Genomic DNA, 20,294 nt, shown 5'->3' with positions numbered 1-20,294 from the left:
TATCGCGTCACAGTGGAGTGAGGCACTTCGAGGGTCGCCCGGCTTACCATCGGCCCATGACGCGGTCGCCGATGCCCCCGCCTGAACGACGGCCGTCGCGGCTTCCGCCGAAGCCTCCCTCCGACGGGATGGGCTGGGCGGTGGTGCCGCTGATCACGGTGGGTCTCGGCTCGCCGGTCTCGTTCCTGTACGCCGCGGTCCGGCGGCGGTCGGCGGGGCTCGCGGTGGCTGCGGCGGGGTACACCGGCGCGCTGGTGGCGTCGTACGAGGCGCTGGTCGCGCCGGGCGACGTGCCGCACACGTTCGGCCTGCTCCTGCTGCTCGGCACATGGATCTTCAGCGGGATGCACGCCATTGGTATCCGCCAGCGCCTCTACCCGCCCGCCGACCCCAGCGACCAGCGGAACCGCCGGGTCGTCGAGGCGGCGCGGTACCGGCGGACGCTCCGTGAGGAGGCCCGCCGGATCGCGACGGAAGATCGCGTCATGGCGCACGAGCTGCGCATCGGCCGACCCGACCTGGGCCCGCGCGCGTACGACGACGGCGGGCTGATCGACGTGAACCACGCCCCGCCGCAGGCGCTGAGCATGCTGCCCGGTGTGACGCCGGAGATCGTCGACCGGATCGTCCGCTGCCGGGCCGAGCACGGGGCGTTCATCTCGGCCGAGGAACTGGCGATGCAGGCCGACCTGCCGCCCCGGATCGTCCCCGACATCGCCGAGTACGGCCTGTTCCTCCATTGAGGGGGGTGGGGTAAACCGAACCCTCCGGTTTCCGTACTGCCACGATCGCGCCGTGAGGCGCTCGGTCGCGAGCATGGAGGCACGACTTCGCCGCTCGACCGGGGAGACCTCGATGACCGTGCTGACCTCGCGATCCTTGACCGCCGCCTGGTGGCGGGCGCCGTTCACCGCCGAGCCCTGGCGGCGCACCGGCTACGTCCTCGCGTCACCCGTCGCCGCGCTGCTGGCGATCGCCGACGGCGGGCGGCTGCAGCGCCGGCTGGCGGGCGCGCTCCTCGGCCGCGAGGTGCGGGCCACCCGCCTGCGGGGGATCGCGGCCCTGCCGCTCGCTTACATCAGCCTTGTGATCACCGCTTACGGCTGGTTGCTCGTGGCCATGAACCTGGGCTACCCGGTACGTTGGGCGATCGGAATGGGCGGATCGTACGAGCACGCGTGGGGCGGTCCCACGTTCGCCGGAGCGTGGGCGTTCCACGCCGTCTTCGGCGGGTTGACGTTCCTGTTCCTCATGCCGTGGATCCTGCGCGGCCTGAACGCGCTCCACGTCCGGATCCTGGGGCGATGCGACGGCTGAGCCCGGGCGCGGCGTCCCGGGCGGCCCTCGGCCGGCGAGCGCGGGCGGCGAAGTCGGGCGCGGCCCCGGCCCTCGGGCGGCGAGCGCGGGCGGGTTCCCGGGTGGCGGGCGCGCTGCGGGCGTCGTTCGGCCGGCGGACCGCGGCCGAGCTGCTGTACGCCCTCACGAGCATCCCCCTGGCCGTCCCCGGATTCTGCTACGCGGTGGCGACGCTCGCGCTCGGCGCGGGCCTGGCCGTCACCGCCGTCGGCATCCCCCTGCTCGCGCTGGCGCTGGCCGGCGCCCGGCGGTTCGGCGGCCTGTACCGCGCGTCCGCCGGGCGGCTCCTCGGGGAGCGCGTACGGCCGCCGGCGTCGCCGCGACCGGGCACCGGCTTCTACGGCCGGGTCCAGACCACGCTCGGCGACGCCGCCGGCTGGCGGGCGATGGCCTACTTCCTCCTGCGGCTTCCCCTTGCCGCGCTGTACCTCTACGTCGTCCTCTGCACCTGGGGATGGAGCGTCGTCGCGCTGACCTACCCGATTCAGCGCGCGTTCCGCTGGAACGACATGACGGCCCAGGACGAGCGCGGCCTGATCCGGAACGGCCTCCCGGTCGGCGGCCTCCACTTCGACACCTGGCCGCGCAATCTGGTCGTCGCGGCCGCCGGCGTCGTCCTCCTGTTCGTCGCGCCGTGGGCGGTGCGGGCGGTCGTGCTGCTGGATCGGATGCTGATCCGGCGGCTGCTCGGCGCGTCCGAAACCGCTGAGCGCATCCGCACCCTGGAGGAGACCCGAGCGAGCGCGGTCGACGACGCCGCCGCGACACTCCGCCGTATCGAGCGGGACCTGCACGACGGCGCGCAGGCGCGTCTGGTCGCGCTCACCATGCAGCTCACCCTGATGCGGGAGACCGCGCCGGACGGCCCGGTCCGGGAGCTCGCCACCGCCGCTCAGTCGACGGCAAAGGCGGCAATCACCGAACTGCGCGAACTCGTCCGCGGCATTCACCCGCCGGTCCTGGACAGCGGACTGGACGCCGCCCTGGCCACTCTCGCGGCGGGCGCCGGCCTGCCCGTGGAGCTGCGCGCCGACATCCCCGTACGGCCGACGGCGGCGATCGAGTCGATCGCGTACTTCTGCGCCGCCGAACTGCTGACCAACGTCATCAGGCACAGCGGCGCGAGCCGGGCCAGGATCGAGGTCGTTCAGCGCGACGATCGTCTGCGGCTGCGCGTGTGGGACGACGGCTCGGGCGGCGCGATCGTCGGCGCGGGGTCGGGCCTGCCGGGGCTCGCCGAGCGGATCCGGCCGGTCGACGGCCTCCTGGAGGTCGTCAGCCCGGCCGGCGGGCCCACGGTCGTCACCGTCGAACTCCCCTCTCACGCGTAGGATCCGCCCGTGCGCATTGTGATCGCGGACGACGCCGTCATCCTGCGGGAAGGGCTGGCCCAGTTGCTGGCCACGCGCGGACACGAGGTGGTCGCGGGGGTGGCGGACGCCGCGGCGTTGCGGGAGGCGGTCGCGGCGCACCTCCCGGACGTCGCCGTCATCGACATCCGGATGCCGCCGACGCACACGGACGAGGGACTGCGTGCGGCGCTCGACCTGCGCCGTGACCATCCACGCGTGGGGCTCCTGCTGTTCTCCCAGTACGTCGAGACCCGGTTCGCCGCCGACCTGCTGGCCGGATCACCCGCGGGCGTCGGTTACCTGCTCAAGGAACGCGTCGCCGACCTCGACGACTTCGTCGACGCGCTGCGGCGGGTCGCCGCGGGCGGGACCGCCCTGGACCCGGAGGTGGTCAAGCAGCTGCTGGGCTCGCGTCACCATGGCGTCGGCGCGCTGACCCCGCGCGAGCGAGAGGTGCTGGCCCTGATGGCCGAGGGCCGGGCGAACGCGGCGATCGCCAAGACCCTCGTCGTCTCCGACCGGGCGGTGGAGAAGCACATCGCCAACATCTTCACCAAGCTCGGCCTGGCGCCGTCCGGCGACGATCACCGCCGCGTGCTGGCGGTCCTCCACTACCTCAGGTCTTAGGGGGTGTCCGGTGGATCTCCACCGGACACCCCCTAGCTCTCGCCCCGGAGGCCGCGGTCGACGAAGTCGATCATCCAGTCGAAACTCTCGGCCGCGTCGTCACTCCACTGGAAGCCGTTCGAGGACTGGAGCGCGGCGAACCCGTGGAAGAGGCATCGCAGGGTGCGGATCGCGTGGACCATCTCGCCCTCCTCGACGCCGTAGCCGCGCAGGATCGCGGCCATCGACTCGAGGACCCGGGCGCTCGCGTCGTACAGCTCGTCGCCGGGCCCGGAGACCTCGGCCCCGATCGTCGCGGTGTAGCGGCCCGGGTGGGCGGTGACGTAGGTGGCGAACGCCCGGGCGAAGGCGGCCAGCGCGTCCGAGCCGGCCTTGCCCTGGATGGCGGCACGGACGGCCTCGCCGAGTTCGGTCACCGCGAGGGTGGCGATCTGGCGCCGCAGATCGTCGAGGCCGTCGACGTGCTTGTACAGGGACGGGGTGCGGACGCCGAGCCGCTGGGCGAGCGCGCCCATCGCCAGGTCCTGGTATCCGACTTCGTCGGCCAGCTCGGCCCCGGCCCGGACGACGTCGGCGGCGGTGAGTCTTCCCCGTGGCATGGGTCCTCCTCCGGTCACGCCGCCGTGTGCTCCTTGAGGAACGGCACCATCACCGCGGCGACCTCCTCGGGGAACTGCGTGTGGGGGTAGTGCCCGGCGCCCTCGATCATCGCGACGGTGCCGCGCCCGGCGGGCATCTCGGCGACGATGCCGTCCGCCTCGGCCTTCGGGTCGGCCCAGTCGGGGTCGAGCGTGCCCATGATCACCAGTGCCGCGCACCGGATGTTCGGGAGCTGCGCGCCGGCGTCGACCGGCTTGGACATGCCCATCTTCCGCATGGCGGCCATGCGGCCGTCCTCGCTCAGGTTGACGCGGATCGCGTCGACGCGCTCGGCGAAGTCGGCGGGCTTCGTGCCGGGGAAGGCGTGGTCGAGGTAGCGGGCCCACCGCTTCACGCTGCCGGTCATCGCCGTCCTCATGAGCAGGCTCAGGCCCTTGCGGTACCGGCCGTTCGTCAGGAAGCCGCCGAAGTCGAGCTTCTGCGCCCGGGTGAACGGGTCGATCTCGACGATGGCGCTGACGAGCTCGGGCTCCTGGGCCGCCGCGATCGTGGCGGACCCGCCGGAGAAGGAGTGCCCCACGACGACGGCCGGGCCGCCCAGGTGGCGGATCAGCGCCAGCAGGTCGCCGGCCGTGTCCGTGCGGGTGTAGGACGCCCAGCCCGTGCTGGACTCGCCGTGCCCGCGCAGGTCCGTGGTCGCCACCCGGAACCCGGCCGCGACGAGCCGCTGGGCCAGGGCGCTGTAGGCGCTGCGCAGGTTCCCCATGCCGGGCGAGAGCACGACCAGCGGGCCCTCACCGGTCACGTCGTAGGCGATCCGTCCGCCGTCGATGCTCAGGAACTCGGTCATTGCCATCTCCCTTGGCTAATCTTGATAGCTATAAAGCTAATCCGATTAGCCATAGCCGTCAAGTCCTCCGTGATCGAGGCCGGGCCGGGGTGCAGGCGGTGGTTCACGAGCGACCGTCCGACCGGGCGTAGGCCCGGTCGGGTCGGCACCCTCCGCACGGGGGCAACTGCTCTCCTCTGTCCGACCCCGTCACTCCGTGGCGGACGGATCGTCGGGGACGCAGAAAAAGCGGAAGGCGATCCGGCGAGCTTCCTCAGGGGCGTCCGCCCGCGTTCGTGAGTAGCGCTCGACCAGTGCGAGGTAGTCGCGCATGAAGGCGTGGAGGTCCTCTTTCCCGAGGTAGGCGTCATTGTGCCGCTGGACCTGGGCCCAGCCCTCCGGCCCGGCGTACTCCTTCAGCGCACGTATGTAGAGCTCTGTGTCGGCGGCGAGCTTCAGCCTGGCGAAGTTCTCGGCGGCGGCGTACTCGGCCGGCGTCATCGTCGCGGGATCGGGCGTCTGGTGGCTGAACGGCAGCGGCCGCCACCACCGCTCTCGGCCGCGAGACTTCTCCGCGACCTCCTCGATGAGGTTCAGCTCGGCAAGCTTCCGCAGGTGGTAGCTGGTCGTCCCGGTGCTCTCCCCCAGCGCGGCGGTGAGGGCGGTGCGTCTTCTACTTCGCGTACTGGATCACCGCGATGAACCGGATCTACCACCTGTACGACCGGCCCGCGGAAGCGTTCCAGGAGCCGTACGCCGGAGTGGTGGAGGGCCTGTTCGACGGTCGGCACGACGAACAGGCGATCGTCGGCGCGCTGCCCGCCGACCCTCGGCAGCTGCTGACGCCCGCGTTCGGCAACTGGGCCCGGCAGCCGAGCGGCGCGCTGCTGCGGGCGATGCGGGAGAGCGACGGCACGTGCTCGTGGCGGCCGCGCATCCCGGTCCGGCTCTACGCCGGAAGCGGCGATGTGAACGTGCCGATCCAGAACGCCCGGAACTGCGGTGCGCGACTCGGCGGCGCGAACGTGATCGACCTGGGCGCGAACGTCGACCACAACGCCTCGATCCGCTTGGCACTGCCGGGAATCCTGACGTGGTTCGAGCAGATCGTCCCTGCACCGCGCGGCTGAGCGGCGGCGCCGGGCCGTCGAGCCGGCACTCGACGGCCCGGCCGTGACGCGCCATCCCGCCCCGGGGGCGGACTCTCAGAAGCGCGCCGACCCCGAGAGCATCGCCCCGCCTTCGCGGCACTGAGCGTGTCGTGCAGGCTGAGCGCGAAGGGCGCGATGACGGTCCACGACCCGGCAACCGTCACCGCACGGACACGGCTCAGCCGATGGCGATCTTGATGACGCCGGTGAGGGCGAGCTGTACGAGGGCGAGCGGCACCAGGCCCGCCCAGGCGAGCTTCTGCAGCTGGTCCTCGCGCAGCCGCGGATAGCTCACCCGGAGCCAGATCACGACGAACGACAGCGCGAACACCTTGATCAGCGTCCAGAGCCAGCCGAACTGCTCATCGAGCACCGGCCCCTTCCAACCGCCCAGGAAGAGCACGGTCGTCAGCGCGGACAGCACCACGATCCCGGCGTACTCCGCCAGCAGGAACAGGGCGAACCGCAGCCCGGCGTACTCGGTGTACGGGCCGAAGATGATCTCGGAGTCGGCGACCGGCATGTCGAACGGCGGGCGGCGCAGCTCGGCCAGGCCCGCGACGAAGAAGACCACCCCGCCGATCACCTGCCAGGGCAGCCACCACCACCGCCACTGATCGACGATCGTGGAGAGGTTCAGGCTGCCTGCCGCCATCGCCACCGACGACGCCGCCAGCACCATCGGCAGTTCGTACGAGAGCAGCTGCGCCGCGACCCGCATGCCGCCGAGCAGGCTGTACTTGTTCGCGCTCGCCCAGCCGGCCATGATCGCGCCGAGCACGCCCACGCCGATCATCGCCAGCGCGAAGAACAGCCCCGGATCCATCGAGACGGCGACCTGACCGCCCGGCCCCACCGGGATCACGACCAGCACGACGAGGTACGGGATCAGCGCGACCGCCGGCGCGAGCTGGAAGATCCGCCGGTCGGCGGCGGCCGGGATCACGTCCTCCTTCTGGGCGAACTTCACCCCGTCCGCGACCAGTTGCGCCCAGCCGTGGAACGCCCCGGCGTACATCGGGCCCAGGCGCCCCTGCATGTGGGCCATGACCTTGTGCTCGGCCTGCCCGACCAGCAGCGGCAGCACGGCGAACGCGCCGACCACCAGCAGCAGCTTGACGACGACCACCAGAACGTCAGACATCGCCGCCCTCCGGGTCAATGCCGCGCGCTCGCCGGCGTGCGGGCTGTTCCGCGGGGGCCTCGCCCGTCGACGCGCCGCGGCGCGGGCTCCGGCGCTCGTCCGCGGGGGGACTCTGGCGGGCTGCGGGGCCCCAGTCCTGCGGCACTCCGGGCGGCAGCATGCGGCGGCGGCTCGGCGCGCCGTGCCCGGACTCCCCCGGTTCCTTGGCCCCCGGCCAGGGTTTGGCCACCCGCGCGGCCAGCACGAACTCCTTGCGCAGCGGATGCCCCTCGAACCCGTCCGGGAGCAGGAGCGGCTTCAAATCCGGATGCCCGTCGAAGATCACGCCGAACATCTCATGCGTCTCCCGCTCGTGCCAGTTCGCGCCACGGTAGACCGCGATCGCGGTCACCAACCGTGGATCCTCACGCGGCACGATCGTCCGGACCAGCAGATGGTGTCCCTGCTCCAGAGAGTGGACGTGCGCGACGATCGCAAACCCGCGCTCCAGCTCGTCGACGGCGGTCAGCCAGTCGAAGAAGCCGCAGCCGAGGTCGTCCCGCGCGAACGTCAGCGCCTCCTCCCACAGCTCCGGCGGCACGTCGACGGTCAGCATGCCGAAGGCGTCCTCGCTGCGCACGTCGTCCCCGAACCGGCGCGTCCACGCCACCGCCAGCTCAATCGTCATCGCTCAGCCCCGGAATGATGGTGTGATCGGTGTCGCCGCCCACGGGCGGCGGCTCGGCGAATCGCCGCAACCGGCGGCTCAACCACCGCGCCCTCTGCTGCGCCGCCGTGCCGGCTTGCCGTGGCCGCTCGTCCTCCGCCTCGGCGGGCGGCCGCGCCTCGGCCGGCTTCGCCGCGCCCTTCTCCTCGGCCGCCTTGCGAACCTCCTCCACCGAAGGAAGCTTCTCGGTCGGCTCCTCTGCGCCCGTATCCCCGGCGGCCCGGCGAACCTCCTCCACCGACGGGAGGGTCTCCGTCCGTTCCTCGTCGGCGGCCGGACCGGTCTCCGACGGCGGCGGAGGCTTCTGGGTCCTCCCCGCGTCCTCGACCGGCCGCAGCACCTCCGTCGGCTGGGAATCCTCGACGGCCCGGCGAACCTCCTCCGCCGGAGGAAGATCTCGCGTCGTCTCCGTGTCCTCCACCGGGGTCAGATCCTGGGTGCTCTTCGTGTCCTCGGCGGGCGGCTCCGGCACCGGAATCTCTTGCGTCTCGGCGGCCGGAGAGACCGGTTCGCCGGGCACGGGGACGTCCGGGAAGGGGACGTCCTGCGTCTCGGCGCTGGCCGATGCCCCGTCCGCATCGGGCGTGGACGGCCGGCCGGGCGAAGGCACGGCCGGTGGCAGCTCCTGCGTGCCGGTCGACCCGACCTCATCGCCCAGGGCGGTCAGCTTCTGCGTCGGCTGCTCGGCCGCCTCGATCTCCTCGGGCTCGGGCACGGGCGGCAGCACGAGCGGACGGCGGAGCACCGCCGGCGTCGGCGGCTTCCGTACGACCGGCGGGGGCGGCGCGACCGCCTCTGCCGTCCCGGTGTACCGCTCGCCGAGGGACTCCGCGGCGATCTTCTCCTGCAGTTTGAGGATCCCGTGCAGGAGGGCCTCCGGCCGCGGCGGGCAGCCCGGAACGTACACGTCGACCGGGATGATCTGATCGACGCCCTTCGTCACGCAGTAGGAGTCCCAGTACGGCCCGCCGCAGTTGGAGCAGGCGCCGAAGGAGATGACGTACTTCGGCTCGGGCATCTGCTCGTAGAGCCGTTTCACGGCGGGCGCCATCTTGTCGCTGACCGTGCCGGAGACCACCATCAGGTCGGCCTGCCGGGGCCCGGGCGCGAAGGGGATGACGCCGAGCCGGATGAAGTCGTGCCGCGACATCGACGTCGCGATGAACTCGATCGCGCAGCACGCGAGCCCGAAGTTGAACACCCACAGGGAGTACCGCCGCCCCCAGTTGAGCACGAACTTGATCGGCTTCGGGGCAAGCCGGGAGGCGGGCCCGATACGCGGCTCGGGGAGATCGACGGCACCCATGCCCCCATTCTTACGCGTCCGCGAACCGCGCTCACGCCAAGGTGGATGAGGACCGAAGCCATGGGGCACACTTGTCACAGGTCGGTCACAGTGCGCAGCCGATTCTGTAGTCACTCAATCACTCTGCGTACATTGATCTCCATGTCGAGCGAGGACGGTGACGACGAGTGGTGGCCGAAGTGGCACCCGAACAGCCCCTCCCGCCGCGGTACCTCCCCAGCGAGGGAGAGCCGTTCACGATCCATCACCTGTTCCAGATGCCTGAGGACAAGGTCCGCTACGAGGTCCTCGAAGGGACGCTCCTCGTGAGCCCGTGGCCGGCGATCAGGCACCAGGCCGTCCGGGATGAACTACGGCTGCGCCTCAAGGTCAGCGCGCCTCCGAAGACGAAGGTCTTCACCGACGTGACCGTACGGCTGAAGAGCGATGCGACGGCCTTCGTGCCGGACATCGTCGTCATCCGGCCCGGCGTGAAACTCGGGGATCGGGGATTCCTCGAGGCCGAGGACGTCCTGGCGGTCGTGGAGGTCGTCTCCCCAGGGAGCACCGGCGCCGACCGGAAGTTCAAACCCGCCATCTACGCCGGGGCGGGCATCCCCTACTTCTGGCGGGTCGAACCGATGAGGTTCCGCGAGTTGCTGCCCGGCGAGCAGCCTCCCGTCGTGCTCGTTCATGAACTCGATGAGGAAAGCGGCTCGTACCGACTCGCCGAACGCCTGGCCGCGGGGAGGAAGGGCCGGGTCACGGTGCCGTATCCCCTGGAGTTCGACCCGGCGGACCTGCTGCCTCAAGACGACTGAGCGGCGATCCTGCCTCCCGGAACAGCGGGCGCGGCGGGTCAGACCCAGCTCAGGACGCCCTTCTTCCAGGCGTAGGCCAGACCGGCGGCGATGAAGGCGAGGAAGACGAACATCTCGCCGAGCGTGACGTAGCCGTACCCCTTGGCGGAGAAGACCGTCGCCCAGGGGAAGAGGAAGACCGCGTCGACCGCGAACACGACGTACAGGTAGGCGAAGACGTAGTAGCGGACGTACGACTGCGCCCATCCCTCGCCGACGGGGTCGACGCCGCACTCGTACGTCGTGAGCTTCTCCGGGGTCGGCCGATGCGGGCGCAATGCCCGGTTGGCCAGGAGCGCGCCGCCCACGATCGCACCGCCGATCACGAACAGTACGACGACCATCAGGTAGTTCCCGTAATAGCCGTGCATGGGGATCAGCGTAATCCGATCGGCGGCCACTCCACGACCGTCGGCGGGCCGGCGAGCCACACCAGGGGGACGGCGAAGGCGCATGCCGATGACGTTCACCGAGCCTTCGGTGCGCCGGCCTGCGCGAGCGCGACGCGCAGTGTCTCCACGACGTAGTCCCGGCCGTAAAGGACGTCCTCCCAGGTGAAACGCAGTGACCGATAGCGGTTGACCACCAGCCGGTTGTGGCGGCGGCAGTCCTCGAGCCACGCCGACCGGCCGGAATGCGTCTCGTACCCCTCCACCTCGACCACCACGTGGGCCGACGGCCAGTAGAAGTCGACTTGGAGCTCCCCGCCGAGGAGCCGCACCTGCGTCGCCGGTGCCGGGAACCCCGAACAGCGACTCCAGCACCGACTCGGCCCGCGGGTCCAGGAGCCGCAGGGCACGGCGAATCCGCTGCGCCTCGGGCCCGCGCAGGGCGTCGGCCCGGCGGGACAACTCATCGGCGCCGACCTCGTCGCACGCCCCGGCGACGCGCACCGGACCGCGACGCAGCGCGGAGTCGCCGACCACCACGGCCTCCCCGAGCGGAAGCGTGCGCGCGCAGTCCACGACCGTACGGGCGAGCGAGGTCAGCGACCATTCGCTGCCCCGTAGGTCGTCCGGCGGCAGATCGGCGTAGTGCAGCCGGACGCCGGGGTCGGTCGCCCGCTTCCGGCTCGTGGCCGGCACCGTCACGTGGCAGACGTCCGGCGACCGGAGCATCCGGCATCCCCACAGCAGCGCGGCCGAGCCATGCGACACGACGCCGCCGTACCGGACCGCGGCCGCCACGGCGCGCGGCGTGCCGGGTAAGGCGAAGGTGCCCCAGAACGGACGGACCAGCCACCCCTCGGCGAGGGCACGGCCCAGCGGCCGACGGCCGACCTGGCCGATCAGCTGGGCGAGCGTGACGGCGCCGCCGTTTCGGGAGATGAAGGTCACCGGATCCATACGTCAAGAGCCTTCAGCAGCCGCGCGTCCCGCACCACTCTTCTCCACAGCCTGTGGATAACCATCGGGAGAACGGCCGGACGGTAAGAGCACCGGGACATCGGCCCCGCCTCGTCGACGACACGCCCGACAGCGGCCGAGGGCTGCCAGAGGCCCGACACGGGCGTACGGGCATCGAGCGGGTAACAGAACCGCTTCCCCGCCTTGTCCGACGATCAGCACAAACATAGGGTCACGGCGACGAACGGATACAGGGGACTTCATTGAGCACGGATCGAGACGGCGTTCAGGGGCCGTCGCCCGAACAGCCGGAACCGGAACAGCCGGATCGACCGGACGCGGCCGCGCCCGCCGGACCGCCGGAAGGAGCGGAGGCCGCGAAACCGCCCGCGCAGGCCGAAGGTTCGGCGCAGGGCACACCGCCCGAGCTCCGCGAGTCGTCCCCGCAAGAGGGAGGATCGACCCCCGACCGGCCCGACTCCCCGAAGCCCCCGCCACAGCCCGGAGGACCGGCGCATGCCGGAGCCCCAACGCAGCCCGGAGGGGCGGCACGGCCAGAGGGAGCGGCAGAGGTCGGAGCATCGGCTGATGCGCAGGGTTCCCCTGAACCGGCCGAGCCGCCGCGCCAGAACGGACCGGCCGGGCCATCGGCGGCGCCCGGTGAGACCGATGTGTGGCCCGGAAAGGCCGGACAGGACGAGCAGGTCGGACAGGACAGGCCATCGGCGGCGCCTGCTGAGACCGGCGTGTGGCAGGGCGAGGCCGGGCAGGTCGGGCCGTCGGCGACGCCCGCTGAGACCGGGGTCTGGCCAGGCCGTCCGGAATCCCCCATGCCGCCGGCGTCTGCTCAGCAGGACGCCCTGTACGGGACGGCGTGGCTGCCGCCCGAGCCGCCGAGCGGAGGCCAGGGTCAGCAACCGCCCGAAGGGTCGGCATTTCCCGGTGCGCCGGGCCCTGTCGGCTCGCCCGGCGCACCGGGCGGCTACGGGCCGTACCCCGAGGGACCCGGCGGGCCGTCTCCGTACCCGGGCAGCCCCGGTGGACCCGGGCCGTACGCGGAGGGAACCGCTGCGCAGGGACCGTACGCGGAGGGACCTGGCGGACCTGGGCCATACGCGGAGGGGCCCGGCGGGCCCGGGCTGTACGCGGAAGGAACCGGCGGGCCGACGACGCCCTACCCGGGGAGCCCTGCCGGAGCCGGACCGTACGCGGGGCAACCGGCCGGGCCGCCTGGCTGGGGTGGGGGGCAGCCTTGGGGCGTCCCTCCGCAGCCGTACGGGTTCGGGCCGCAGCCGGCGAAGAAGTCGAAGGGCCCGCTGATCGCGGTACTGGCCGGCGGCGGTGTGCTGCTGGTCCTGCTGGCGGTCATCGGCGTCGTGGCGCTGAGCGGACCGGATGACGACCCGAAGACGACCTCGGGCAAGGCCGCGAACAAGGCCGGCCAGGCGCTCGGCCAGGCGTCCGGGGTGACGCTCACGGGGACGTACGACGGCGGGCAGTCGACGTTCAGCGTCACGAAGGCGGGGAGTGCGCGTGGCACCTACACGGCGGGCGGGTCGCAGGTCACGCGGCTCGACGTCGACGGGACGACCTACCTCAGGGCGGACCGGAGCTTCTGGACCGCCCAGGGCGGGCTGTCCGCCGAACGGGCCGGCAAGGCGGACGGCAAGTGGACGAAGGCTCCTGACGATCTCGCCAGGCTGAACCTGACCGATCTGTCGTCGGCGCGGCTCGCGTCCGCGCTCCGGGGGGCGGTGAACGACCCGCTCGCCGTACGGACGAGGGTCAACGGCATCAAGGCGATCAAGATGAGGATCGGCCCGCGGACGTACTACATCACCAAGAGCGAGCCGCGTCGTCTGCTCCGGGTCGAGGGCTACTCGGGTTCGGAGCGGTACGGGTTCGACGTCACCGCGTTGCCGGCCGGCTCGGTCACCACGGTGTTCACGGCGCTCCGCAGCGACGTGCAGGGCCTGGCGAACGCCTACGATCCCGATCTGACCGTGCTGCCGGTCAGCAAGGTGAAGTTCGGCAGCTGCGGCGAGTCGGGCTGTACGGTGCGGGCCGACGTCCGGGCGACGACGGTGAGCGGCTCCTCGGGATCCGTCCACGTCACGATGAAGGTGGCGTTCAGCGGGTCCGGCGGGACGGTGTCGACGTGCACGGACGCGGGGTCGACGAGCGTGGATCGTCAGACGAGCCTCTCCTGCCGGACGAGCGGCGGGGATTGGTCGTCCTGGTACCGGTCGCACAACGGGCGGTTCACCGTCCACGCGAAGGCGACGTTCGACGCGGCCGTCAACTCCTCGGCCGACGTGAACGGACTGCTGGGCAAGCTGGCGCAGGAGCAGCGCACCGGCTGAACCGGGCCCGGGCAGAGGAAGACCGGCTGAACCGAGCCCACGCGGAGGCAGACCGCCTGAACCGGGCCCGCGCAGGGCCCAACGGCCTGAACCGGGCCCGGGCAGAGGCAGGCCGCCTGAACCGGGCCCGGGCAGGGGCAGACCGGCTGAATCGGGTCCGTGTGCTGGGGGCGGTGACATGCCGTGGCCGCCCCGCTTCGGGGGATGCCCAGGGCGAGGGCCTATAGTTCGGCGGGTGTCCCGACTCCTGCTCTTCGCGCGACTGCACGTCGACCTCTGCCGGTCGGCGAGCGCCCTGTGTTCGGGACCGGCGGCCTGATCCGGCCGCCTCTCGCGGCGCGCCGAGGCGCCTTCGCATGCATGGCTATGCCCTGGCCTGGGAAATCACTACGGTCGGGGGTGCCGGCGGGGCGAATTTCTCGGCGCTGCGACGCATCTCACAAGCATGCCCTTAGCGGCGATGTTGAAATATCCACGTGATCCGGGACGTAGCATGAAGGTAAGCCTAAGTGGCACGTCGGACGCGGATGCCTCCCTCCGCCCGAGTGCCGCGCGTCGAGGAGGTCCTGCTCTGTGACCAAACAGGTCCGGCAACTCGACCGCGTCATCATCCGTTTCGCCGGTGACTCCGGTGACGGCATGCAGCTGACCGGCGACCGCTTCACTCAGGAGACGGCCGCCTTCGGCAATGACCTGTCAACACTGCCCAACTTCCCCGCCGAGATCCGTGCGCCGGCCGGCACGCTCCCCGGCGTGTCCAGCTTCCAGCTGCACTTCGCCGACCACGACATCCTCACGCCGGGTGACGCGCCGAACGTCCTCGTCGCGATGAACCCCGCGGCGCTGAAGGCCAACGTCGGCGACCTGCCGCGCGGCGCGGACCTCATCGTGAACACCGACGAGTTCACCAAGCGCGCCCTGGCCAAGGTCGGGTACGCCACGAACCCGATCGAGGACGGCTCGCTCGACGAGTATCGCGTGCACTCGCTGCCGCTGACGTCGATGACGGTGAAGGCGCTCGAGGACTTCGACATCTCCAAGAAGGACGCGGAGCGGGCGAAGAACATGTTCGCGCTCGGTCTGCTGTCCTGGCTGTACCACCGGCCGACCGAGGCGACGGTCCGGTTCCTCGAGGTGAAGTTCGCCAAGAAGCCAGAGATCATGAAGGCCAACATCGCGGCCTTCCAGGCGGGCTGGAGCTACGGCGAGACGACCGAGTCGTTCTCGGTGTCGTACGAGGTGAAGCCGGCGCCGCTGCCGCCGGGGCTGTACCGCAACATCTCCGGCAACATGGCCCTGGCGTACGGGCTGATCGCCGCGAGTGTGCGGTCCGGACTGCCGCTGTTCCTCGGGTCGTACCCGATCACGCCGGCCTCCGACATCCTGCACGAGCTGTCCAAGCACAAGCGGTTCGGCGTGCGCACCTTCCAGGCCGAGGACGAGATCGCGGCGGTGGGCGCCGCGCTCGGCGCGTCGTTCGGCGGTGCGCTCGGCGTGACGACCACGTCCGGTCCGGGCATCTCGCTGAAGAGCGAGACGGTGGGCCTGGGCGTCTCGACGGAGCTGCCGCTGGTCGTCATCGACGTGCAGCGGGCGGGCCCGTCGACGGGCATGCCGACCAAGACCGAGCAGGCCGACCTGCTGCAGGCGCTGTACGGCCGCAACGGCGAGGCGCCGGTGCCGGTGGTGGCGCCGAGCACGCCGTCGGACTGCTTCGCGGCCGCCATCGAGGCGGCGCGGATCGCGGTGAAGTACCGCACGCCGGTGATCGTGCTGTCCGACGGTTACCTCGCGAACGGCTCCGAGCCGTGGCAGGTGCCCGACGTCGACTCGCTGCCGGAGATCGAGCCGGCGTTCGCGCAGGCGAGCGAGGAGGAGTTCCAGCCGTTCAAGCGCGACCCGGACACCCTGGCGCGGCCGTGGGCCGTACCGGGCACGGCGGGGCTGGAGCACCGCATCGGCGGCATCGAGAAGGCCGACGGCAGCGGCAACATCTCCTACGACCCGAACAACCACGACCTGATGGTGCGGCTGCGCCAGGCGAAGATCGACGGCATCGCCCGCGACATCGCGCCGCTGGCCGTGGACGACCCGTCGGGCGAGGCGAGCGTGCTCGTGCTCGGCTGGGGCGGCACGTACGGCGCGATCACCGCGGCGGTGCGCCGCATCCGCAACTCCGGTGAGCAGGTCGCACAGGCGCACCTGCGCCACCTGAACCCGTTCCCGGCCAACCTCGAAGAGGTGCTGCGCTCGTACGACAAGGTGGTCGTGCCGGAGATCAACCTGGGCCAGCTCGCGCTGATCCTGCGCGGTCGCTACCTCGTCGACGTGATCGGCTACAACCGCGTCCGCGGACTGCCCTTCAAGGCCGAAGAGCTCGCGAACGTCATCCGGGATGTGATCAACTCATGAGCGACCCTCTCGCCCTCGTTCCGAAGGACCCCGAGCGGCAGACCGCGAAGGACTTCAAGACCGACCAGGAGGTCCGCTGGTGCCCCGGGTGCGGTGACTACGCGATCCTCGCCGCGGTGCAGGGCTTCCTGCCGGAGCTCGGCCTGAAGCGGGAGAACGTGGTCTTCGTGTCGGGCATCGGCTGCTCGTCGCGGTTCCCGTACTACATGAACACCTACGGGTTCCACTCGATCCACGGGCGCGCCCCGGCGATCGCGACCGGGCTGGCGTCCTCGCGCCCGGACCTGTCGGTGTGGGTGGTGACCGGTGACGGCGACGCGCTGTCGATCGGCGGCAACCACCTGATCCACGCGCTGCGCCGCAACGTCAACCTGAAGATCCTGCTGTTCAACAACCGGATCTACGGGCTGACCAAGGGCCAGTACTCCCCGACGTCCGAGGTCGGGAAGATCACCAAGTCGACGCCGCTGGGGTCACTGGACTCCCCGTTCAACCCGATCTCCCTCGCCATCGGCGCGGAGGCGTCGTTCGTGGCGCGGACGATCGACTCCGACCGCAAGCACCTGCAGTCGGTGCTGCGGGAGGCCGCCCAGCACAACGGCACGGCGCTGGTGGAGATCTACCAGAACTGCAACATCTTCAACGATGACGCGTTCTTGCCGCTGAAGGACCCGGAGACCCGTGACGACGTGACGGTCCGGCTGGAACACGGTGAGCCGATCGTGTTCGGCGCCGACCGTGAGAAGGCGCTGCGCCGGTCGGCATCCGGTTCGCTGGAGGTCGTGCCGGCGGACTCCCCGGACGTCATCGTGCACGACGCCAAGAACCCCGATCCGTCGCTCGCGTTCGCACTGTCGCGGCTGGACTCGCCGACGTTCGAGCACACGCCGATCGGGATCTTCCGGCAGGTGGAGCGCCCGTCGTACGACGAGCTGATGCGCACCCAGATCGACGAGGCCGTCGCCCAGCAGGGCGCGGGCGACCTGGCCGCCCTGCTCGGCAGCGGGGACACCTGGCGCATCGACTGACCCCACGGCGAGCCGACAAGCGAGCTAGAGGCTGGGGCCCCGACAGGGGGCTGGAGACCAGCACGTGGCCGGGTGAGGGACGAGCCCGGCCACGAAGCGAGTGCGGCGGTGGGCGCGCGTGGTTCCGCCCGCACGTGAATCATGAAATCGTGCGGTGTCATGAGCGTGCGGGTGGAAAAGCAGGGGCCTGTGACGACGGTGGTGCTGGCCCGTCCCGAGGTGCGCAACGCGGTGGACGGGCCGACCGCGCGTGCGCTGGCCGAGGCGTTCCGCGCGTTCGACGCCGACGGTGAGGCGAACGTCGCCGTGCTGTGGGGTGAGGGCGGCACGTTCTGCGCGGGCGCCGACCTGAAGGCCCTGGGCACCGAGCGGGGCAACCGGCTCGATGCGCCGAGCGCCGGGGCCTCGGCCCACGACGTGTCCCACTCCGCCGAGGGCCCGATGGGCCCGACGCGGATGCGGCTGTCCAAGCCGGTCATCGCGGCGATCAGCGGGCACGCCGTCGCGGGCGGCCTCGAGCTCGCGATCTGGTGCGACCTGCGCGTCGCCGAGGAGGACGCCGTTCTCGGGGTGTTCTGCCGCCGCTGGGGTGTCCCCCTCATCGACGGCGGCACCGTACGCCTGCCGCGCCTCATCGGCGCGTCACGGGCGACGGACCTGATCCTGACCGGCCGCGCCGTGCCCGCGCCGGAGGCGTACGACATGGGCCTGGTGAACCGCGTCGTGCCGCACGGGCGGGCGCGGGAGGCCGCGGAGGAGCTGGCCGCGCAGATCGCCGCGTTCCCGCAGGCCTGCATGCGGCACGACCGCATGTCCCTCATCGAACAGCAGGGGCTGGAAGAGGACGCCGCGATCTCCAATGAGTTCCGGCACGGCAGGGCCGTGCTCGGGGAGACCGGCCTGGCCGACGTCCAGCGGTTCCGGGACGGCATGGGCCGCCACGGCTCGTTCGGCCGCTGATCAGACCGGCAGAGGCTCGTGCGACGCCCGCGTCTGCCCGGTCGAGTCCTTCAACCGCTGATCAGACCGACAGAGGCTCGTGCGACGCCCGCGTCTGCCCGGTCGAGTCCTTCGACGGCTGATCAGACCGACATGGGTGTGTGCGAGGCCGGCGTCGTCGTGCTCGAACCCGGGGTCGCCGACGGGGTGGTCGTCGACGAGTTCGAGGGTGTCGTCGGCTGAGTCGGCCCCGTGGTCGTCGGCCCCGTCGGAGGGGTCGTCGGCGCGGTTGGCGGGGGGGTCGTCGCCGGAGGTTGCCAGGTCGGCGCCGGCGCGGGCGACGGCACTGCCTTTCCGTCCTTGAGACGGGCGACGATGTCCTCGGCGGCGATCCGGGTGAGGTTGCCGGTGATGAGCACCCGTCCCTTGGTGATGGGGGCGTCCACCCGGGGCGCGGCCACGATCTGCTCGCGGACGGTCAGCGCGAAGGCCCGGCCTGCGGCGTTGCGGGTGAGGCTCTTCAGCGCCCGGCCGTCGGCGGGGGTCAGGGTGAGGGAAACGGCGTATCCGCCGGCCTTGGGGGCCCGTTCGACGTGGATGTCGTTCACCCGTTTGATGGTGATGCCGGTCGCCAGCTCGTAGCAGACGGGGCCGATGTTGCTCTGGCCCACGATCCCCTGCACGCCGGCCGGGCACTGCTGGCCGACGAGCTGCTGGGTGACCGGGTAGACCTTCAGCGGCGAGGGGAACCGCGCCGGGTGCTCCTGGGAGAACGCGACGATGAGCGTCCCGGTCAGCGCGATCGCGGCGATGACCAGCCACAGGATGAGGACGATCGCGATCAGCCCCGGCCGTGTGCCGGCACGCCGCGCGGTCCCCACGACCGACCTGCCGCCGGTGCGCCGTGCGCCGCCCTCGGCGGGGCTGCGATCTGGCCGCCCGCCGCCGCGCCGCCCGATCCGCATCACCGACCTCCGATCCTTCCCCGTGGAGGACGGTTCTCCGCCGCCGGCGGTTGTCGTGTCGGTACGAACCGGCGGCATCGGGGCCGGCGGAGGCGCAATCGGGGGCAGCGGCCGCGTGGCGCCGCCCGGGGCAGGCGTCGGCCGCGTGCCGGTGGCCTTGGCGCCGCCCGCCTGCGCGGTGGCGGACGAGGTCGAACGCGCGGCCCCCGTCTCGACGCCGCCCTCGGCGGACAGAGCCGGACGCGTGACGCCCGTCTCGGCGCCGCCCGTCGATGCCGGGGCAGGCGGAGACGGCGGCATCGGACGTGTCGTGCCGGCCTCGGCGCCGTCGGCCGGTTCCGAAGGGTGTCCATGCGGGGAGGCCGGTCGGCGGGCGGACCGGTGAACCGCGAACCTCAAGGTGTCGTCTCCTCCGCGTGGGGGGCGGGCGGAAGTCTCGCCTGGGAATCAGGCCGTCGTCGAGTCAATCGCATCATGCGGAAGGCCCGGCGCGCCAGGGCCGCGGGCGGCGTACGGCGGCGTGTCCCCGCCCTTCACCCGCTCGCCCCTCGATCGCGCCGGGCCGACCATCCCATGTTTTCGCTGGTCCTGTCCGGGTAGCCGCCGGAAAGCGGAAAGCGCGATCGGCCTCGCCCGGAGGGGAACGCCGTGTGATCGCCGCGCTCGGCGAAGGTCTCGGCCGAGGCGCCGTCCGTGCAGATCGGCGCCGAACACCAGGACTCCCTCATCTCCTGGGCCGAGCGTGAGCTGCTGCCCGCGCTCCGGTCGCTGTGAACCCGGTCACGACGCCAACAGGTTGGCGTACTGGGAGCACTTCCGCTCGCGGTCGACGAAGGCCACCCAGCCCTGCGGAGGATGCCGGGAGTCCCCGTCGAAGACGGTGTTGCCGGGCCCCTTGTACACCCAGCCGACCAGCTGGACGCGATGGATGTCCGGCTGGGCGGTTCCGGAGCACACGATCTGGGCCTTGACCAGTCGCGAGAGCGGCATGTCGGCGTAGTAGTCGACGACGAGCAGGTCCTGGCGGAAGGTGATGTCGAGCAGGCTGACGTCGTTGAGGGGGTTGCGCATGCCCGCCGCGATCTCCGTGGACGTCGCCCCGCGGCTCAACAGGTCGTACAGCGCGGCCTGGGGGGCACCGGGGAACGCCACACGACGCACCGGGACCAGCCGCTCGCCGCGGGCCAGGTAGACGGTCGTCTGCGGGACGGCCTGCTGGGCCACGGCCGGTTCGCCGGCCCCGATCACCCCGGTGGGCCGCACCCCGCAGGCGGTCACCAGCACCGCCAGGACGAAGGGAACCACGCAGCGCAGGACTCGTCTCATTCGGC

The 20,294-nt window shown here is 71.7% G+C and carries 21 protein-coding genes; 11 read left to right on the top strand and 10 right to left on the bottom strand.

The genetic code is table 11. The annotated features are described in order from the left end of the window. The first annotated feature begins 56 nt into the window (after positions 1 to 56). The 4 genes from ABEA24_RS03905 to ABEA24_RS03890 are packed head-to-tail and all read left to right on the top strand — an operon-like array spanning position 57 to position 3,335. Positions 57 to 743 carry a ComEA family DNA-binding protein gene (locus tag ABEA24_RS03905; RefSeq protein ID WP_345429215.1) on the top strand — a complete coding sequence of 229 codons (687 nt, stop codon included), beginning with the start codon at positions 57 to 59 and terminating at the stop codon, positions 741 to 743. Between the two features lie 52 nt (positions 744 to 795). Beyond that, positions 796 to 1,317: a hypothetical protein gene (locus tag ABEA24_RS03900; RefSeq protein WP_345429214.1), complete on the top strand. Its 522-nt coding sequence runs from the start codon at positions 796 to 798 to the stop codon at positions 1,315 to 1,317. After that, positions 1,305 to 2,687: a sensor histidine kinase gene (locus tag ABEA24_RS03895; RefSeq protein ID WP_345429213.1), complete on the top strand. Its 1,383-nt coding sequence runs from the start codon at positions 1,305 to 1,307 to the stop codon at positions 2,685 to 2,687. The genes ABEA24_RS03900 and ABEA24_RS03895 overlap by 13 nt, the downstream gene beginning before the upstream one ends. Positions 2,688 to 2,696: 9 nt before the next feature. Then, a complete protein-coding gene (locus ABEA24_RS03890) occupies positions 2,697 to 3,335 on the top strand; it encodes a response regulator transcription factor (RefSeq protein WP_345429212.1) in 639 nt (212 codons plus the stop codon). Between the two features lie 32 nt (positions 3,336 to 3,367). Here the strand turns inward: ABEA24_RS03890 and ABEA24_RS03885 are convergent, their stop codons facing one another. The 3 genes from ABEA24_RS03885 to ABEA24_RS03875 form a co-directional block, all read right to left on the bottom strand. Continuing rightward, a complete protein-coding gene (locus ABEA24_RS03885) occupies positions 3,368 to 3,934 on the bottom strand; it encodes a TetR/AcrR family transcriptional regulator (RefSeq protein ID WP_345429211.1) in 567 nt (188 codons plus the stop codon). A 14-nt stretch (positions 3,935 to 3,948) separates the two neighbouring features. After that, on the bottom strand, positions 3,949 to 4,785 hold the full coding sequence (locus ABEA24_RS03880; RefSeq protein ID WP_345429210.1) for an alpha/beta fold hydrolase: 837 nt from the start codon (positions 4,783 to 4,785) through the stop codon (positions 3,949 to 3,951). A 189-nt stretch (positions 4,786 to 4,974) separates the two neighbouring features. Then, positions 4,975 to 5,265, bottom strand: a complete 291-nt coding sequence (locus ABEA24_RS03875; RefSeq protein ID WP_345429209.1) for a hypothetical protein — start codon at positions 5,263 to 5,265, stop codon at positions 4,975 to 4,977. Positions 5,266 to 5,462: 197 nt separating this feature from the next. On the opposite strand from ABEA24_RS03875, the gene ABEA24_RS03870 reads away from it, so the two are divergent. Beyond that, entirely contained in the window at positions 5,463 to 5,894 is a 432-nt protein-coding gene (locus ABEA24_RS03870; protein ID WP_345429208.1) for a hypothetical protein, read from the top strand. A 199-nt stretch (positions 5,895 to 6,093) separates the two neighbouring features. Here the strand turns inward: ABEA24_RS03870 and nuoH are convergent, their stop codons facing one another. From nuoH to ABEA24_RS53420, 3 genes are read right to left on the bottom strand one after another with little or no spacing between them, the layout of a single operon-like run. Next, positions 6,094 to 7,059: an NADH-quinone oxidoreductase subunit NuoH gene (gene nuoH, locus ABEA24_RS03865; protein WP_345429207.1), complete on the bottom strand. Its 966-nt coding sequence runs from the start codon at positions 7,057 to 7,059 to the stop codon at positions 6,094 to 6,096. Further along, positions 7,052 to 7,726 carry an NADH-quinone oxidoreductase subunit C gene (locus tag ABEA24_RS03860; protein ID WP_345429206.1) on the bottom strand — a complete coding sequence of 225 codons (675 nt, stop codon included), beginning with the start codon at positions 7,724 to 7,726 and terminating at the stop codon, positions 7,052 to 7,054. The genes nuoH and ABEA24_RS03860 overlap by 8 nt, the downstream gene beginning before the upstream one ends. Further along, complete coding sequence (locus ABEA24_RS53420) at positions 7,716 to 9,071, bottom strand: NADH-quinone oxidoreductase subunit B (protein WP_425551137.1); 1,356 nt, start codon at positions 9,069 to 9,071, stop codon at positions 7,716 to 7,718. The genes ABEA24_RS03860 and ABEA24_RS53420 overlap by 11 nt, the downstream gene beginning before the upstream one ends. 179 nt (positions 9,072 to 9,250) lie before the next feature. Here ABEA24_RS53420 and ABEA24_RS03850 point away from each other — a divergent pair, with 179 nt between their 5' ends. Continuing rightward, a complete protein-coding gene (locus ABEA24_RS03850) occupies positions 9,251 to 9,871 on the top strand; it encodes a Uma2 family endonuclease (RefSeq protein ID WP_345429205.1) in 621 nt (206 codons plus the stop codon). Between the two features lie 38 nt (positions 9,872 to 9,909). Here the strand turns inward: ABEA24_RS03850 and ABEA24_RS53415 are convergent, their stop codons facing one another. Further along, positions 9,910 to 10,254 (bottom strand): NADH-quinone oxidoreductase subunit A, encoded by a 345-nt coding sequence (locus ABEA24_RS53415; protein WP_425551149.1) that lies wholly within the window; start codon positions 10,252 to 10,254, stop codon positions 9,910 to 9,912. A 122-nt stretch (positions 10,255 to 10,376) separates the two neighbouring features. Next, positions 10,377 to 10,766 (bottom strand): endonuclease domain-containing protein, encoded by a 390-nt coding sequence (locus tag ABEA24_RS53410; RefSeq protein WP_425551136.1) that lies wholly within the window; start codon positions 10,764 to 10,766, stop codon positions 10,377 to 10,379. Between the two features lie 1,320 nt (positions 10,767 to 12,086). On the opposite strand from ABEA24_RS53410, the gene ABEA24_RS03840 reads away from it, so the two are divergent. From ABEA24_RS03840 to ABEA24_RS03825, 5 genes are all read left to right on the top strand, one after another. Next, positions 12,087 to 13,619: a hypothetical protein gene (locus ABEA24_RS03840; protein WP_345429203.1), complete on the top strand. Its 1,533-nt coding sequence runs from the start codon at positions 12,087 to 12,089 to the stop codon at positions 13,617 to 13,619. Positions 13,620 to 13,797: 178 nt separating this feature from the next. Continuing rightward, complete coding sequence (locus tag ABEA24_RS53405) at positions 13,798 to 13,938, top strand: putative leader peptide (protein WP_425551135.1); 141 nt, start codon at positions 13,798 to 13,800, stop codon at positions 13,936 to 13,938. Positions 13,939 to 14,192: 254 nt separating this feature from the next. After that, positions 14,193 to 16,031, top strand: coding sequence for a 2-oxoacid:acceptor oxidoreductase subunit alpha (locus ABEA24_RS03835; RefSeq protein WP_345429202.1), 1,839 nt, complete (start codon positions 14,193 to 14,195; stop codon positions 16,029 to 16,031). Next, positions 16,028 to 17,059 carry a 2-oxoacid:ferredoxin oxidoreductase subunit beta gene (locus ABEA24_RS03830; protein WP_345429201.1) on the top strand — a complete coding sequence of 344 codons (1,032 nt, stop codon included), beginning with the start codon at positions 16,028 to 16,030 and terminating at the stop codon, positions 17,057 to 17,059. The genes ABEA24_RS03835 and ABEA24_RS03830 overlap by 4 nt, the downstream gene beginning before the upstream one ends. Before the next feature lie 159 nt (positions 17,060 to 17,218). Continuing rightward, complete coding sequence (locus ABEA24_RS03825) at positions 17,219 to 18,019, top strand: crotonase/enoyl-CoA hydratase family protein (RefSeq protein WP_345429200.1); 801 nt, start codon at positions 17,219 to 17,221, stop codon at positions 18,017 to 18,019. A 122-nt stretch (positions 18,020 to 18,141) separates the two neighbouring features. Here ABEA24_RS03825 and ABEA24_RS03820 read toward each other — a convergent pair whose 3' ends face one another. Together ABEA24_RS03820 and ABEA24_RS03815 are read right to left on the bottom strand one after the other, a co-directional pair. Further along, positions 18,142 to 18,963, bottom strand: coding sequence for a SecDF P1 head subdomain-containing protein (locus ABEA24_RS03820; RefSeq protein WP_345429199.1), 822 nt, complete (start codon positions 18,961 to 18,963; stop codon positions 18,142 to 18,144). Between the two features lie 780 nt (positions 18,964 to 19,743). Continuing rightward, the gene (locus ABEA24_RS03815) at positions 19,744 to 20,289 is read right to left on the bottom strand and encodes a hypothetical protein (protein ID WP_345429198.1); all 546 of its coding nucleotides are present in this window, start codon (positions 20,287 to 20,289) and stop codon (positions 19,744 to 19,746) included. Positions 20,290 to 20,294: the final 5 nt, after the last annotated feature.

Origin of the sequence: Actinoallomurus vinaceus (genome assembly GCF_039542055.1) — a bacterium.
Classification (GTDB): Bacteria; Actinomycetota; Actinomycetes; order Streptosporangiales; family Streptosporangiaceae; genus Actinoallomurus; species Actinoallomurus vinaceus.
The sequence above is the reverse complement of the archived record's forward strand: the minus strand, read 5'-3'. Positions and strand labels throughout refer to the sequence as shown.

Coding starts and splice junctions, on each gene's coding strand:
- ABEA24_RS03905 (WP_345429215.1), top strand. CDS start 57: ATGACGCGGTCGCCGATGCCCCCGCCTGAACGACGGCCGTCGCGGCTT.
- ABEA24_RS03895 (WP_345429213.1), top strand. CDS start 1,305: ATGCGACGGCTGAGCCCGGGCGCGGCGTCCCGGGCGGCCCTCGGCCGG.
- ABEA24_RS03885 (WP_345429211.1), bottom strand. CDS start 3,934: ATGCCACGGGGAAGACTCACCGCCGCCGACGTCGTCCGGGCCGGGGCC.
- ABEA24_RS03880 (WP_345429210.1), bottom strand. CDS start 4,785: ATGACCGAGTTCCTGAGCATCGACGGCGGACGGATCGCCTACGACGTG.
- ABEA24_RS03875 (WP_345429209.1), bottom strand. CDS start 5,265: ATGACGCCGGCCGAGTACGCCGCCGCCGAGAACTTCGCCAGGCTGAAG.
- ABEA24_RS03870 (WP_345429208.1), top strand. CDS start 5,463: ATGAACCGGATCTACCACCTGTACGACCGGCCCGCGGAAGCGTTCCAG.
- nuoH (WP_345429207.1), bottom strand. CDS start 7,059: ATGTCTGACGTTCTGGTGGTCGTCGTCAAGCTGCTGCTGGTGGTCGGC.
- ABEA24_RS03860 (WP_345429206.1), bottom strand. CDS start 7,726: ATGACGATTGAGCTGGCGGTGGCGTGGACGCGCCGGTTCGGGGACGAC.
- ABEA24_RS53420 (WP_425551137.1), bottom strand. CDS start 9,071: ATGGGTGCCGTCGATCTCCCCGAGCCGCGTATCGGGCCCGCCTCCCGG.
- ABEA24_RS53415 (WP_425551149.1), bottom strand. CDS start 10,254: ATGGTCGTCGTACTGTTCGTGATCGGCGGTGCGATCGTGGGCGGCGCG.
- ABEA24_RS53410 (WP_425551136.1), bottom strand. CDS start 10,766: ATGAGTTGTCCCGCCGGGCCGACGCCCTGCGCGGGCCCGAGGCGCAGC.
- ABEA24_RS03840 (WP_345429203.1), top strand. CDS start 12,087: ATGCCGCCGGCGTCTGCTCAGCAGGACGCCCTGTACGGGACGGCGTGG.
- ABEA24_RS53405 (WP_425551135.1), top strand. CDS start 13,798: ATGCCGTGGCCGCCCCGCTTCGGGGGATGCCCAGGGCGAGGGCCTATA.
- ABEA24_RS03830 (WP_345429201.1), top strand. CDS start 16,028: ATGAGCGACCCTCTCGCCCTCGTTCCGAAGGACCCCGAGCGGCAGACC.
- ABEA24_RS03825 (WP_345429200.1), top strand. CDS start 17,219: ATGAGCGTGCGGGTGGAAAAGCAGGGGCCTGTGACGACGGTGGTGCTG.
- ABEA24_RS03820 (WP_345429199.1), bottom strand. CDS start 18,963: ATGCGGATCGGGCGGCGCGGCGGCGGGCGGCCAGATCGCAGCCCCGCC.
- ABEA24_RS03815 (WP_345429198.1), bottom strand. CDS start 20,289: ATGAGACGAGTCCTGCGCTGCGTGGTTCCCTTCGTCCTGGCGGTGCTG.